Source organism: Rahnella aquatilis CIP 78.65 = ATCC 33071, assembly GCF_000241955.1.
GTDB lineage: Bacteria > Pseudomonadota > Gammaproteobacteria > Enterobacterales > Enterobacteriaceae > Rahnella > Rahnella aquatilis.
The window spans coordinates 1958681-1972471 of record NC_016818.1 but is presented as its reverse complement, the minus strand read 5'-3'; the positions used below and the strand labels follow the sequence as shown (position 1 = coordinate 1972471).

Annotated in this window: 12 protein-coding genes and 1 CRISPR repeat array; of the genes, 1 reads left to right on the top strand and 11 read right to left on the bottom strand. The window is 50.8% G+C overall.

Going from position 1 to position 13791, the window contains the following annotated elements:
* Positions 1-608: 608 nt before the first annotated feature.
* Positions 609-1007: a hypothetical protein gene (locus RAHAQ2_RS09000; RefSeq protein ID WP_015696924.1), complete on the bottom strand. Its 399-nt coding sequence runs from the start codon at positions 1005-1007 to the stop codon at positions 609-611.
* A gap of 128 nt (positions 1008-1135) precedes the next feature.
* Between RAHAQ2_RS09000 and RAHAQ2_RS25500 the strand changes: the two genes are divergently transcribed.
* Entirely contained in the window at positions 1136-1369 is a 234-nt protein-coding gene (locus tag RAHAQ2_RS25500) for a hypothetical protein (protein ID WP_148267120.1), read from the top strand.
* Positions 1370-1444: 75 nt separating this feature from the next.
* On the opposite strand, the gene cas6f is transcribed toward RAHAQ2_RS25500, so the two are convergent.
* From cas6f to RAHAQ2_RS24630, 10 genes are all read right to left on the bottom strand, one after another.
* A complete protein-coding gene (gene cas6f / locus RAHAQ2_RS08995) occupies positions 1445-1999 on the bottom strand; it encodes a type I-F CRISPR-associated endoribonuclease Cas6/Csy4 (protein WP_015696923.1) in 555 nt (184 codons plus the stop codon).
* A 9-nt stretch (positions 2000-2008) separates the two neighbouring features.
* On the bottom strand, positions 2009-3028 hold the full coding sequence (csy3, locus tag RAHAQ2_RS08990) for a type I-F CRISPR-associated protein Csy3 (RefSeq protein ID WP_015696922.1): 1020 nt from the start codon (positions 3026-3028) through the stop codon (positions 2009-2011).
* A 22-nt stretch (positions 3029-3050) separates the two neighbouring features.
* Positions 3051-4004 (bottom strand): type I-F CRISPR-associated protein Csy2, encoded by a 954-nt coding sequence (gene csy2 / locus RAHAQ2_RS08985; RefSeq protein ID WP_015696921.1) that lies wholly within the window; start codon positions 4002-4004, stop codon positions 3051-3053.
* Positions 4001-5335 (bottom strand): type I-F CRISPR-associated protein Csy1, encoded by a 1335-nt coding sequence (gene csy1 / locus RAHAQ2_RS08980; RefSeq protein ID WP_015696920.1) that lies wholly within the window; start codon positions 5333-5335, stop codon positions 4001-4003. The genes csy2 and csy1 overlap by 4 nt, the downstream gene beginning before the upstream one ends.
* A gap of 13 nt (positions 5336-5348) precedes the next feature.
* Positions 5349-8597, bottom strand: coding sequence for a type I-F CRISPR-associated helicase Cas3f (gene cas3f / locus RAHAQ2_RS08975; protein ID WP_015696919.1), 3249 nt, complete (start codon positions 8595-8597; stop codon positions 5349-5351).
* Positions 8594-9571, bottom strand: coding sequence for a type I-F CRISPR-associated endonuclease Cas1f (gene cas1f / locus RAHAQ2_RS08970; RefSeq protein ID WP_015696918.1), 978 nt, complete (start codon positions 9569-9571; stop codon positions 8594-8596). The genes cas3f and cas1f overlap by 4 nt, the downstream gene beginning before the upstream one ends.
* A gap of 190 nt (positions 9572-9761) precedes the next feature.
* Positions 9762-10929: direct repeats of the CRISPR family, unit length 28 nt; unit sequence TTTCTAAGCTGCCTGTACGGCAGTGAAC.
* 206 nt (positions 10930-11135) lie between these two features.
* Complete coding sequence (locus RAHAQ2_RS08965) at positions 11136-11963, bottom strand: IS3 family transposase (protein WP_238532068.1); 828 nt, start codon at positions 11961-11963, stop codon at positions 11136-11138.
* Positions 11963-12469, bottom strand: a complete 507-nt coding sequence (locus tag RAHAQ2_RS08960) for a transposase (RefSeq protein WP_014333478.1) — start codon at positions 12467-12469, stop codon at positions 11963-11965. The genes RAHAQ2_RS08965 and RAHAQ2_RS08960 overlap by 1 nt, the downstream gene beginning before the upstream one ends.
* Before the next feature lie 77 nt (positions 12470-12546).
* On the bottom strand, positions 12547-12759 hold the full coding sequence (locus RAHAQ2_RS08955; protein ID WP_015696917.1) for a helix-turn-helix domain-containing protein: 213 nt from the start codon (positions 12757-12759) through the stop codon (positions 12547-12549).
* A complete protein-coding gene (locus RAHAQ2_RS24630; protein ID WP_015696916.1) occupies positions 12756-13145 on the bottom strand; it encodes a hypothetical protein in 390 nt (129 codons plus the stop codon). The genes RAHAQ2_RS08955 and RAHAQ2_RS24630 overlap by 4 nt, the downstream gene beginning before the upstream one ends.
* Between the last annotated feature and the right edge of the window lie 646 nt (positions 13146-13791).

Here is a 13791-nt window from a genome sequence, read left to right as displayed (position 1 = left end):
ACTAATGAACAGGCTGACTCCTGTTCATTAGTTGTAATAAGACCCGCCCTTGTGGCGGGTCTTTTGTGACGCTTCTCGCATAATAATTCCGCTTCAGTCTCTGCCGTTTGGCTTATCCGTAAATCATACCCTAGTTTAAAAGAACGGTTTGAGACCCCTCATATCGTAAGCAAGCCTTGGAAGACTAATTCTGGCCCACTCCCCCAAAGTGGGCATTTTTTTAAACTACGGAACTAATTCACTTAAGAAAAATTTTAGTTATGAGCTATTGTTAACAAAGGAGTAGCACTCCTGTTCCGAACTAAATTTGTGTGATGATTCACTGGCCCTCTTCTTGAGGGCTTTTTTATTTCCAAACACTACTGACAAACCCATCAAGCAAACATGGCTATTAATGGTCGGTTATCTAATTGATTGGAATGTGATTATTACGCTATCTTTAAACTGTTCTACCCAACAAACTTCTTACGTAAAAACTGATGTTTATTGCCCGCCTATCGCGGGCCCTTTTTCTCCCTAATCAAAACCCCGTCAGGACCATCAGATTTATCTTCAATAAAAAACCCTCCTAAGAGGGTTTGTGTCTACACGCCAGCATTTCTTCTGAATTAATTGATAGCCAATTGCTTAACATCATCAGTGTTGTCGAGCGTGTTGATATCCATAAATCTCAGCAAACCTTCGCCAGAAGCCTTTTTAGCAGCAGCATTTTTCGCTACAAGGTAAAACGGCGTAGCAACGTCATATGGCGCCGTATTTGCAGGCTGCACGGTGAAATTAAGAGCGGTGGGTGTGTTCGCAGAGCTACAAGCTATACTCCACCTTACGCCTTCATGTTGAACGGATTTACACTTTGTAATCCCGTACTCGGTGGACATTTTGTTACTTACCTCGTTCATTGCATTCAACACATAATCGGGCTCACTGCCACCATTGAAATTACCATATGCAATCCCTGCAACTAACAGAATTGGCGCCGCACACAAAACCATCTTCCACACTTTCACTTTAAGCACTCCATTAACATGAATCACTATTTGCAGTGATTAAGATTACTCCTGAATAGATTGCAAAGAAATGTCAGCGTCATAAAAAAACACATTAGTTACAATATGTTATTATTAGCCTTGAGATTTTGGATTCTCAGCTTGCAGATTATGAACTGGATACGCTGTATGAACCGACAAATGCGGTCAGCAAGATTTTAGATATGCCGCTGACTGGAAAGGGAAGAAAGTTATGGGGTTTACGCTTTGAACTGCAAAATATTATTCCTGTCTGCACAAAAATACCCTCTTTTTTCGATGGCTTGTACGCACCATTAAAATCAGTGCGTTATAAACAACCTCTAAAAGAGGGTTATCTCTGAGATGGGAGTAATACCCCATCCCGGCCAGTGTGAGGCGCGAGCCTACACCCCAGACCTCGCCCCACTACCCTGAACTTAAAACCACGGCACGGTCGCCACCGCACTTAACCCGTATGCCCCAAATTCCCCTTTGACAGACACAGGCTGCAATGCCCCACGCCGGATAAACAGTCTGAATGCTTCGCCGGTCGACAGGCTTTTTACCTGAATAAATGGCAGTGTCGTGACCTGTGATTTGCTGTCGGGTATGCGTTCAGGGGCTTCCTCTTCACTCATCCAGCCTTTTTTAACTGACCGCCGACGCAGCCTTTCAGCACTGCTTTTTACCTGCACGCGGCTGAAGCAGCAGTGTTGCGCACCGGACGGGACATCGCGGATTTCGCTGACATCAACATGATCATTCAGCCCCTTCAGCCACAGGGTCTGACTGAACGCTGTCAGCGTATCAGCACGACTGTGCAGGCGGATGATGTCACCGGGTTTGTGGCCGTAATGCGGAAAACTGATGCCAATTTTCCCGGCTGCATATTGCCCCAGCGCGCGGTGTAATTTGGCAAACAGTGCAGCCATCAGCAACTCTGTGCCAAATTCCGGATCGGGCAGAACGCGGATTTCCTGATAACTCTCCATGCTTGCCCCTTATTCGCCTTTCTCGCCGAATACACCGCCGCGGATCAACGTGGCTATAACGTAATGCTGTTGCTCAGTGTCTGGCTTTTTGTCTTTCGTCACCCAGTTATCCAGCAGCGTGTAGAAATCCATTTTCTGTTTTGGCTGACGATAGGCCTTACCCTTGCTGGTCACAGACCCGTAAGGTTCGACGGCAATCGGACCAAGTTCTTCCGTCACGGCATCCGGATACCAGTCATCAATCGTGCGCAGCGCATTGCCGATTTTCTGCGAATGCAAGGCCGCGATACCGCCCGCCTGATAAAGAATTTTACTTTTTTTACTGTCGCGACTGGAGTCCAGAACCAGCTCCTGAGAAGGGAATACTTCCTGGCCTGCGCCCAGACGGACAAAGGCTTCGACGGTCAGCAGCACGGAACCCTCCCCGCTCAGCCCTTTCTCAATCACGGTCGCCAGTTCAGCAAGGTCACCGGATGGCTGGCTGAACCGGCGCAGGTTGAATCCGTCCGCTTCAAATTCCCAGCGCTGAGTACTGTGCGAAACATGAACAACAATGCCCTCCGCGCCGATGCGGTTACGCCAGAGGAAACGCCCGTTTGCGAGGTTTTCTGCATAACGCGCCGCCAGCGTGCCAAAGCCATGTTCAGTACGATAACCGTCAATCACGGCCTTAAGGGCAGCCTGATAATCCTGATCGTTACACACTGAAGGGGAAGAAAGATTGCCCAGTACGCGCAGGGTAAAACGCAGTTTCAGGGTATCCGCATCAAACGGCAGTGCCGCGACATCAACACGCTGAAGGTTGGGTTTCTGGATCTCAGCATCCAGTTTTGTCGGATCGGTGGAAGCGGCATTTTTCATACGGTTAGAAATAGTGCCACGCACGGCTTTTTCCTGAATTTCGATCGGCTGCCATTTCCGCGCATCTTTATCGTCTTGCCAGTTACCGGCAAACATCTGTGCATCCGAGTTTGCCAGTTTGCGTTCAAAGGCCAGGACAGACGCGGTTTTTACGGTGGTTTTGGTCATTGTGCTTTCCTTGTTTCAATGATTAGAAATCAGAGTGATCTTGTTCAGTTAAATCGGCTTCCTGCAGCGGTTTAGCATGGCTGCAGAGGTAGTTTTCGGTGCTTACGGGGTAACGCCAGATGAGCTGATGAATGTCGGTTACGCGGTGCGGGCTGCGCCATTCTCCGACGCCGTAAGCGGCTTCGACAAAACGGAACGGCGTTGCCGTATCACGGGTTTTTGCCACCTCACCCGGCGCATACAGGGGTGAAATCGGGGTGAATCCCACCATCAACGGCACCAGATAACCTTTTGCGGGCTTCGGCTGGTATTCCCATTCCGCAGAGCCATCATCGTGCGGTTCGGCACGATAAGTGATACTGGCGAAATCCAGCCAGACGTCGATCATTTCCACCTGCGGATCCTGCGCCAGCCGTTCGGCAAAATGCTGCGCCAGCAATTCAGAACGGTCGACCAGCGCGAACCCCGGCAATGCACGGTACATTTCGCGGCGGGTGATGTTTTTCAGTTCATCCCCGTTTTGCGGCAGCGCCAACATCCGCGCCGGTTTCATTGATGTCACCGTGCCGCCAGCCAGACGGCGGCTGATACACAGCGATTGCAGATGGTGTTCGAATTCTCTCGCCCCCGCATCGCCATGCGCAACGCTGCCTTCACACTCAATAAACAACGTGACAGTCATGTGCATCCGCCCTTCTTCATTGAAAGGCGCTGTTTTCGCTTCTCTGGTCAGCGGAATACGCGTCAGCGCAAAATAATGGTCACCGCGTTCACTGGCCTGATACGCCTGAATCTGCTGCTGATGACACACAACACCGCAACCGGTGAATTTCAGCCCGTGGCTTTGCTCAACCTGCCGCGAAAGCGCATGGGTAAATCCGAGAAAATGCGTGATGGCCGGGAAACCGTAGGTCAGGCCGGAAATCGCGTTGGCGTTTTCGACCTGAATATGAGGCAGAACAATCAGATAACTCATTGCCAGTTCTCCTGCTGGGCCGCATCAAATTCCTGCAAACGCCTGCGCATTAACACCGACCATTCGCGGAATTCGACCGCGCCCATATTCAGTTTTTCGTCCTTATTCAGTCGGGTATTCAGCCAGTGGGCGAAATCCTCAGCAATCTCACTGATCCACTCGCCGCCTTCGCGCTGGCGTTTAAAATCAGGATCGGTGCGCTGACGCAACGGGTCGAGCCAGAGCTGGTGCGCCGCTTTCAGGATGCAGTCTTCTTGTTGGCTCCAGCCCTGAAGGTCTGTCAGTGACTGAATTTCAGCGGCGTAGCTGAAGATCATGCCGATCAGTTCATCAACGTATTCAGCACGTTGCTGGCGGATTTCCATGTTGTTGTCGCGGGCAGAAATACTGTGCAGATAACGACGGAGTTCAGAGACGACACGCGTGATTTTGGGAGAAACCGCCGTCAGAAAAGTTTTATGCGAGACAGGCGGCTTAAGGGATTGCTGCCACTGCGGCGGTGCACAACGCAGGAGGTGATTTTTACCGCCACGCGCACTGTTCAGATAGGAGATATTTTGCGGCTTGGTGCCCCCCATATTTTGTACCGCGAGATCAGGAAAATACTGAACGGCTTCAGGATGCCAGTGCCCTTCGCGGCGTGCTTTACGGGCGGCGACGGATTCATCACTGTAACGGGAATGGCTGATGCGCTGATACAAAGCCTGCGCCAGCGAAGAGGAATACAGCGGACTGAGCAGATGGTAATCGCCTTTATCAGAAACCGGGAAATACAGCTGTTTAGCGAGCTGATGCGTCGACAGGCTTTTATCAGACAATGCCTGCATAAAACCGCTGATCCATTGCTGTGCCTGCGCATCATTTTCCGCTAACGCCGTCAGCGCCGAGAAATCACCGCGTTTGAGGCTGGCGAGCAGGGAATCACCTTCGTGTTCGGTTTGCAGGAGTTTTGCGACATCCAGCGCCGCGGAGTTGCCGACGGCATCAATCGCAGGCGAAGGTAATGTTGCCGTTGTCAGATACGCCGTATCACTTTTCACCGTGCTGAATACGCTGCTCCCTTTAGCATCGCCATGAAAGTATTTCACTGCGTGCGTCACCAGGCTGATTTGTCCCGCACGCGCAGCCGCATCGGTCAGCCAGGTGCGGACGTCATACTTCTTTTCCAGCTCACGGCGTTGTTCAAAAAGCTGCTGCTCAAGCCCGGCTTTCTCTTCCGCGCGGGCAGCGGAAAGCTGCTTGTCGGCGGTTTTACTGAACGCTTCCAGCTTGAGCTGACCGCGGTCATGAATATAGCGGGTTATAAGCTGTTGTAATCCATGTGTTTCCATATCCTCTCCTTGATTAATCGAGTGCACCAAATACCCCTAACGCCTCATGCCAGTGCCATCTTTTGTTTTCATCATCGGCTAAGCAGATTTCCCCAAACGTTTTACTGACGCGGTCGAGTTCCCAGCCGAAACTGTCTGCCAGATTCTGATAGAGGGCTTCACAATTCATCTCCATCCACGGGCTGACGCCTTCGGCATATTCCTGTTCAGTCGCCTTAAACCCGCCGCTGTCTTTCCAGCCTTCGACTCCCTCATCAGGCTGACGGAAACGCGGCTCGTCGCCCTCCTCCTCCAGCCACAGATAATATTGCTGATCGGGTGTCGATTGCCTGAAAGGCGTCCGCTGTTGCAATTCACCGCACCAGTCTGCATCTTCGCGCCACCAGCGCGCGGCATAGTTTTCCCCGCATGGCTTTCGGCCCAGTAATTCTGGCCATAAACGCCCGTGCTCCATATCGGTCAGGCTCATCAGGGGATCCGGTGTGTCACGCTCCTGAATACGGGGGATCGCGTTGAGAATTTCGTATTCTTCCCGGCGCAGTAAATCGTGCAAATCATGACTGGAAAACTCATTCGCGTTGCTTTCAAAACCCGGTTTGCAATACGCAGGTATCACATTTTTCAGCGCCTTAACGTTTTTACGCAGGATATGAATATTAGGTATTGACGGGGCTGACTGCCGGTGACGCTGAACACGTCCGGCAAGCTGAATAAGCGATCGCATTGAACTGGGTTCAGCAATAGCCCAGTCGTAATCATGATCACGGCCAATCTCAGCAACGGAGGTGGCGAGGACCACAAAGATATGCTGTTTGTCCGGATGCGCAGCGAAAGCCTTGCGGACTTCATCCACCTGCCAGACCGCCTCTTCGTCATGGCGCGTCAGTACAGCATCCAGCCGGTTTTCGATATGTGCCCGCATCGCCAGCGGAAACTGGCTGTGATAGACGCAATAATGTATTTGCCTGTCTGCCGGAGACGGCATGGTCATAAGCCGTTTTGCCACTGCCACCAGCGGATCAATATTTGCCATGCGGACAATACCGATGGTCAGCTTTTTGCCTTTATGATGCGCATTGTGCAATTCAAGTAACGACTGATGAACACATGCTGACAGCGCATTTAATACGTCATGCTCGCGGGTACTTGCCGGTGACACCGTGACCAGCGATGCCTGACGCAGCGGGCTGGCCTGTTGCAATAAAGGCACCCGTTTTGCCACAAATTCGCGATGCTGCATGCCGAATGATTTCCCGGTCATATGCTGACCTTCCGATACGTGGAATTCATCAAACCACGCGCAGCACACATTCACCGGCAAACCGGGCTGGCCGCAGGCTTGCTGATAATCTTTTCTTCCCGCGACATACGCGCTGAATAACGCCTGTACCAGCGCCGGTGCCAGCGTGGCCGATGACAGCAAAACCCGCGACCCCAGCATTCCCGCCCAGTTCACCAGCCGGCACAGCGCAGGCAAATCGGCCATGTCAAAATCATCAGGTTCGTCGAGAACCAGATCAGCGGTCAGCAGCCTGAGCATCGGCGCAATCTGATGGCCGCCGCGCAGACTTTCGCAGGCTGGCATAAGATGGTCGATCGTCGTCACCAGAACCGGCGCGCTGATGAGTTTAAGGAGCGTGTCTTTCCCTTTCAGCCACTGCCCCAACCGGCCCGTATCGGGCGCGCCTTCGTAGCGCACATACTGATGTTCAGCAAAGAGTTCATCCGCAGACTGGCTGCCGGTATTCTTTATGGCACCGGTATCGTGATGAAGCTGATGCAACTGTTGCACCGCCTGCGAACCGATCAACACCGCCAGATCTTCTTTATCGAGATGCAGTTTTTCGCCCAGCGCATCGCCGGTCTGTAAGGTCAGGGTGCGCAGGCCGAGCGCGACCGAGAAACGACAGCCACGTTTTTCATCCGACAGCCCGTACATAATCCGCGCATTCGCCAGTGTTTTCCCGCAACCGGTTGAGGCCATATTGACGCCAAAAAAGCCGTGCTGACCGGCGTTTTCCCGCAGCCCGCAGGTTAAGTCGAACGCTTTATCCTGCCAGCGAAATTTCTCCTGTTGCGCCCGTTTTTTAAAGCCTTTATGCCTGGTGATAGCCGGTAATGTTTCCCGTAAATAAGGCAGGCTGCGCGCCAGCAGCCACGCATTCTGGCTGACACCAATATTGTGCTCATCAAGATGCTGTTTGGCTTTTCCGCTCTTTCTGTCGGTATTCGCCATCACGGGAAACGCGGGATCCTGCCAGCCGGTGGTCGCGCCCTGTGAAGAGTACATATGGTCAGACAGCATCAACACCAGGCGGGCGAGATGGCGGGTAAAACGTTGTTCAGGCATAACATGAGGCGAGGTAAACAGTGGCAGTTGTAGCGCCCGTGCGGCAAATTTTTGTGCTTTGCTGCGCCATGTCGCACTTTGTATTGGTGTGCCGTGCGGAAACTGCCAGACGGCACGTTGTTCTTTGGCTGTCCATGGCGCATCCATGTTGGTAGAGTTCCAGCACGGCGCGAACTGCTTATCCTGCCAGTGCTTCATATCGGAAAGTTGCGGCGGATTGTTGTAGCTGTCGTTTCGACGGGGATAAACCGGCAGGCGGTGATGCGAAACAATCAGCCAGGCCACAAGGCGCGCGACCGGCGGCAGACCTTCCAGCGGGCTGTTATGGCTGTGGCTGACATTATTACGGGTCAGGTTTTGTATTATGGTCTCTTCGTGTTCAGCACTGACGAGGCCCAAACGGGTCAGCCATTGTTCATCCGTCTGCTGGCCGACAAATGCCTGAAATAAACGGACAGAAACCCACTCGTGCCTGAAGGGTTCAAAGCTTTTCCCCTGCCCTTTGAGTTTGTTCTGAAACAGCTGACTGGCTTTCCCAAAATCATGAAACAGCCCGGCGATGGCGGCCAGTAATCCGATGGTTTGCATACTATGAAAAGTATTTTCGCTGCCCGATTTTATAATATCCCGTTGTGTTGTATTGGTGGGCACGGAACCTTTATCATTAAACCTGCGAATATTACCGACAACCCAAAGCATTTCTGTCTGATTATTGGATTTAATCCAATGACAGGCCACGGCGGTATTTCTGCGGGCGGTTTTTTTGAGTATTTGACGCAAAGTATTCAGCCCTTCCAGCGTAATTGCCGTTTGCCACGTCCGTTCTCCCTTGCGTTCAGCAAACTGATCAATGATACGCCGTGTTTCGGTCAGGGCTTTTTTATTACATTCCGATACCAGTAATATATTCATGATTGCTGACTTATTTCTTGTGCGACGTTCTGCACCGTTTCAATCATAATATCGAGGGCATCCGCACGTTGAAAATTGCTCAGACAACGCTGACGAAACTCCTGCTCATCCTCGCCGTTCATGGCAGCAATAAAAGCCTGTGGCAGGATCAGCGCATCTTTAATTAAATCTGCGACATCAAATACCAGCCCGCCACGGCGTGTTTTGCCATGCATTACTGCCAGCCCGTGTGGCAGCCCGATAACCCATACTGCCGTCGCAGCCAGTCCATACGCCAGATAGTTGCCATGATCGAGATAACGGTTAGCGACATCCACACCACCGCCACGTTTCGCACGTGTAAAATCGCCATAACATGCTGCCGTAGCGGCCAGCTTATATAACGCTTTTGTCATGACGGCTTCCTGTGCCATCAGCTCGCCAATGTTTTGGCACTTTGGCAAGCTTTGTTCAAACCGCTGCAACAGGGATTCTGTCCGGGAAATATCCGGCTGAAATGCGGTTTCACGGGCCAGCGTGGCGCTTAGCCAGTGTTTGTGGATTTGTTCACTACGAACCTTCTGAAACGCCACCGCTGCCGCCAGCCGTTTGTGTTCGTCAAACCAAAAACTGACCCATTTTTGAAGATATTCCGTCGGGCGGTATTCACTTTGCGAGGTGAGCCAGGAGACATTCACTTCCACTTCATTCGCCGCATAAAGTGGCGTTCCTCCGCCTCCGCAGAACCCGACCAGCACCCCCGCGCGGGCAAACTCACGCATCGCCGCCTGCGTCACTGATGTGCCGGTTCCCAGCATCACCACCGTGGTATTGGCAATGGGGATATTCCAGTACAGCGACTGTTTCCCTTCTTCCGTGACATATTCAACCCGCCCGCCATTGACCAATACACGGCAATATTGCAGGTAATAAATATTTGAACGTTTGGAATGGAGGATCGTTTTTAACTCGGCGGGCATCAATGCGTTGGCCATGTTGAGTTCCTTTCATATGAGAAATGACCGGATCTAAAATAATCCCATTTTCAAAAACATCAACGGTTTGATGCATTTGTTTTTGGATAAATTTGCGTGAGTAAATTTTATTTTGTTTTCAGATGTGAATCATTAGTGAATTAATTAAACTGTTAAATTTATTCCGTTGAGTATTTGGGGCGGGGATAGGTTTTTTTTCTGCCTGTACGGCAGTGAACGGAGGCCTTATGACTGAGACAACAGATATAGCTTTCTAAGCTGCCTGTACGGCAGTGAACACAAGCGCTGGAAATCCTAGTCATGGCGTTATTTTCTAAGCTGCCTGTACGGCAGTGAACAAGGAATCATTGGGCTAACAATAATGTTGATTTTTCTAAGCTGCCTGTACGGCAGTGAACATGTTTTCTTTCCCGTTGGTTCGGGTGCTTTCTTTCTAAGCTGCCTGTACGGCAGTGAACGTGCTTAACTTTTCGGGCTTCTTCCACGCTCATTTCTAAGCTGCCTGTACGGCAGTGAACCCGACGTTCGCGCAGAGCTGTTGGCATCACGCTTTCTAAGCTGCCTGTACGGCAGTGAACGAACTGAACGCCTGACCCATCTGATAAAGCGCTTTCTAAGCTGCCTGTACGGCAGTGAACCGTTTAATGTCCGGTGCGCCCTTGATCCGCTTTTTCTAAGCTGCCTGTACGGCAGTGAACGTTATCGATGACCCAAAATCTCCTGAGAGCTTTTTCTAAGCTGCCTGTACGGCAGTGAACTTAAAAATCTGATAACCGAACTCTTTTAGATTTTTCTAAGCTGCCTGTACGGCAGTGAACCACACGCAGATTATCAGGCGCGGATGTTCGGCTTTCTAAGCTGCCTGTACGGCAGTGAACGATGTAAGAAAGTCTGCCGATTCTTGGTCAAATTTCTAAGCTGCCTGTACGGCAGTGAACTTCTTCATTAGCTTGTTGGTGTCTGTTTCCCATTTCTAAGCTGCCTGTACGGCAGTGAACTTTCTATCCGCCCACACAGGCCATCGCCGTTTTTTCTAAGCTGCCTGTACGGCAGTGAACTCGAACACTTCCTAAGTTCTTGGACGGAAGGTTTTCTAAGCTGCCTGTACGGCAGTGAACCGGGGCGTGTTGTGTGTGATGTGGTCGTAACTTTTCTAAGCTGCCTGTACGGCAGTGAACATGAGTTTGCCGCAACTTCCCACGTGGCCTTATTTCTAAGCTGCCTGTACGGCAGTGAACATTGGTATCAGGATGTGCAAGACCCTAAGTACTTTCTAAGCTGCCTGTACGGCAGTGAACAATGTTGGGAGAAGTTCCCTGAGATTATCCAATTTCTAAGCTGCCTGTACGGCAGTGAACAGTTGCGTTTTCAGCTTTATGCTTTGAACTGTAAAAGATTATCGCTGTTTGGGAAGAAATACCCTCTTTTTTTGCGGGCATTGTCGGTTAATAGAAATCAATGGGTTAGCGGAGGTGCAAAAAAGAGGGTTAGTTCAGAGGTGCCATTAATACCCCACCCCAACCCTCCCCTTCGCTGGACTGAACCCCTAAACTTGGACACCAGGTTAGTGCAGGGGGAACATTTGAGTCCGGTAATCTGCTGGACTCATTCCACCCAACTTCATCTTTATTCTATCGTGGTTATAGTAAGCGACATACGCTTCTATCGACTCAGCCAGTTTTTCCCTGCTCTCGAACTTATAACCGTGGAACATCTCCGTCTTCAACACCGCAAAAAAGCTTTCCATTGCGGCATTGTCATAGCAATTGCCTTTTCGCGACATGCTCTGTCTTATCCCTGCCTCTTTGAGCCTTTTTTGCCACGAAGGCATCCTATATTGCCAGCCCTGATCGCTATGTAGAATGGCTTTTTTTCTGACGTAACCTGATGTAAGTAAATCATTTAGCATCTTTTCAGTCAGCTCGAAAGTCGGCCGCGTACCTATACTCATCGCGATGATTTCTGCATTGTATAAATCCATGACCGGCGATAAATACAGTTTATCCCCGCCCACATTGAACTCGGTAACATCCGTCACCAGCTTTACCCCCGGTCCGGAGGCGTTAAATTTCCGTCTCAGCAGATTGGGCGCTGGCGCCATCCCGATATCGTCCTTATAACTCCGGTATTTTTTAGGCCGCACCCGCGCCTGTACATCCATTTCCCGCATCAGGCGGAACACCTTTTTATGATTGACCCGCACGCCCTGATTGCGCAGTTCTAACGTGACGCGGCGATAGCCATAGCACCGCTTATGGCGGATGGCCAGTTGCCCGATGGCGTCACATAACGTCACGTCATCCCCGGCTTGCTCCCGCGATTGCCACCAGTACCAGGTGCTTCGTGGCAACCTCGCAGATTTCAACAGATCCTGGAGACGGTGTTCTCCGATTAATGCCCTGATGGCGTGGATTTTTTCTTCCGTTCTGTTTTTGACTTCATCAGGGCGTCGAGCTTTTCGTTGTAAGCGCGTTCAGCACGCAGATAGCGCACCTCTTCCAGAAGCTCGGCAGGCGTCATGTCTTCAGGCTTTATCTCAGGTTTTTGCGTTTTCTGCGCCATGTTATTCCTCTCTTTCAGAGCTGGAAAAGCTGAGTTTTTAGCAGCCAGGATCCAGCGTTTGATTGTCTGATAATCAGCAATATTAAATCGGGCGGCGGCAGAACGCATAGAAAGATGTTCGCGAAGAGTCACATCCACGACATGAGCACGAAACTGTTCGGAATAGATGCGAGTCGCCTTACGAAAAGCCTGCTCACCGTGAAATTGATAGGCGGCAGTCCATGCACGAAGTGAGGATGCCGGAACCTGATATTTGCGGGCGGTAATTTTGAAGCCATCATGGCCGTCAAGATAGTGCCTGACGGCTATCATTTTGATTTGAAAATCGTACTTCATACTAAACTCCGAATGAGGATTAAAACGTCCAACATTCGGGGTTCAGTTCATCGCAGGGGAGGGAGTTGATCTCAGCTCTATTTGATTTCGGTGTAGCGGCTCGGCCAGATGGTTTCGGCATTTACGCCAATCGCTTCGGCGATCAGTCTTTCACCTTTCGGCCATTTGCGGATTAGCGCGTTCGACAATGTTGACGAACAAAGCCCGGCGCGGCGTGAGACCGCCGCCATTGTGGTGCCCTTCTTTTTAATGGCCGCAATAATATCGGCCTGATGCCAGTCTTTGTTCATGCGGCTTCCTCCGTGGAGGCATACAGCGAGCAACGCAGCATTTCGAACCGTTCCCACAAAATGAACGCGATGATCTCTTTTATTTTTTTATCGTGCAGCGTCATCAGCGTGAAGTTCAGTGCCATGCACTGATCGCATAGTTCATCGGGTTCGAGATCGGCGTAATCAAACAAGCCATCATCTACAGGGATGCCCAGATTTTTACGATGCCCGGGAATAGGTTGCGATAAGGTCGCTTCAAGGCATTCAAGCTGGTTGTGCAGCATGATGCAAAGCCTGTCCTGAGAACCTTTATTTTGCGGATTCACCAGCGCATTCGCCAGTAACCGGCAGCGGTCGGTGAGTGTCCATGAATCGGGGGATGTTTCGTCTGTGTGAGTTGTCATTTCAATAGCTCCAGTTGAGGCGTTACGTCACCACCGGAGTTCCTAAGCTCATGGGTGGTAACTCAGACGAGGTTAGGAATCGGAAAACTGGAAACCGACCAGCCCTAAGGCTGCCCCGCCTGAGCCACCAATTGATATATTACATAAGTGATAAAAAATCCACTTTTCAATCAGTAAAGCGAAGCGACAACTCATTTTCTATGAGCGTTCACAGTTTACCGGGTTCCTAAGCCCGACTGCGGATTTTGCCGCAGCGAGCAGACAATAACGGGATATCCACACATTAAAAATGGGCAAATCGCGGGAATGGGATACTGCTTCCAGAGAGTTTTTAGGATTTGCAATGAGTTGCAAGCGGCTGCCTGTACGGCAGTGAATTTCGTCCCCCATCCTTCAGAAGACCCTGGAGCCTTCTAAAACTGTCGATCCCTCCCTCTGTGAATGGCTTTGCTTTCTGTGGTTCTGCTATTTGTCTTTCAGCTGTAGCGCGGCTAAATCTTCCGGACTGTTTTAATATCAATTCTGGACTCTGGCACGGCTTGAAAAAGATAGATTTTGGACTGTCCAGAATTGACCGTAAAACCATCTGAGGGACATTAATAATACCTGCTGTTTGCCTGGCAGTGAGGAAAGCCCGGTTAGCCGA

Excerpts from the sequence above, each read along its gene's own strand:
- csy2 (WP_015696921.1), bottom strand. The coding sequence starts at position 4,004 with ATGAGTTATCTGATTGTTCTGCCTCATATTCAGGTCGAAAACGCCAAC.
- csy3 (WP_015696922.1), bottom strand. The coding sequence starts at position 3,028 with ATGACCAAAACCACCGTAAAAACCGCGTCTGTCCTGGCCTTTGAACGC.
- csy1 (WP_015696920.1), bottom strand. The coding sequence starts at position 5,335 with ATGGAAACACATGGATTACAACAGCTTATAACCCGCTATATTCATGAC.
- RAHAQ2_RS08955 (WP_015696917.1), bottom strand. The coding sequence starts at position 12,759 with ATGAACAAAGACTGGCATCAGGCCGATATTATTGCGGCCATTAAAAAG.
- RAHAQ2_RS24630 (WP_015696916.1), bottom strand. The coding sequence starts at position 13,145 with ATGACAACTCACACAGACGAAACATCCCCCGATTCATGGACACTCACC.
- cas6f (WP_015696923.1), bottom strand. The coding sequence starts at position 1,999 with ATGGAGAGTTATCAGGAAATCCGCGTTCTGCCCGATCCGGAATTTGGC.
- cas3f (WP_015696919.1), bottom strand. The coding sequence starts at position 8,597 with ATGAATATATTACTGGTATCGGAATGTAATAAAAAAGCCCTGACCGAA.
- RAHAQ2_RS08960 (WP_014333478.1), bottom strand. The coding sequence starts at position 12,469 with ATGAAGTACGATTTTCAAATCAAAATGATAGCCGTCAGGCACTATCTT.
- cas1f (WP_015696918.1), bottom strand. The coding sequence starts at position 9,571 with ATGGCCAACGCATTGATGCCCGCCGAGTTAAAAACGATCCTCCATTCC.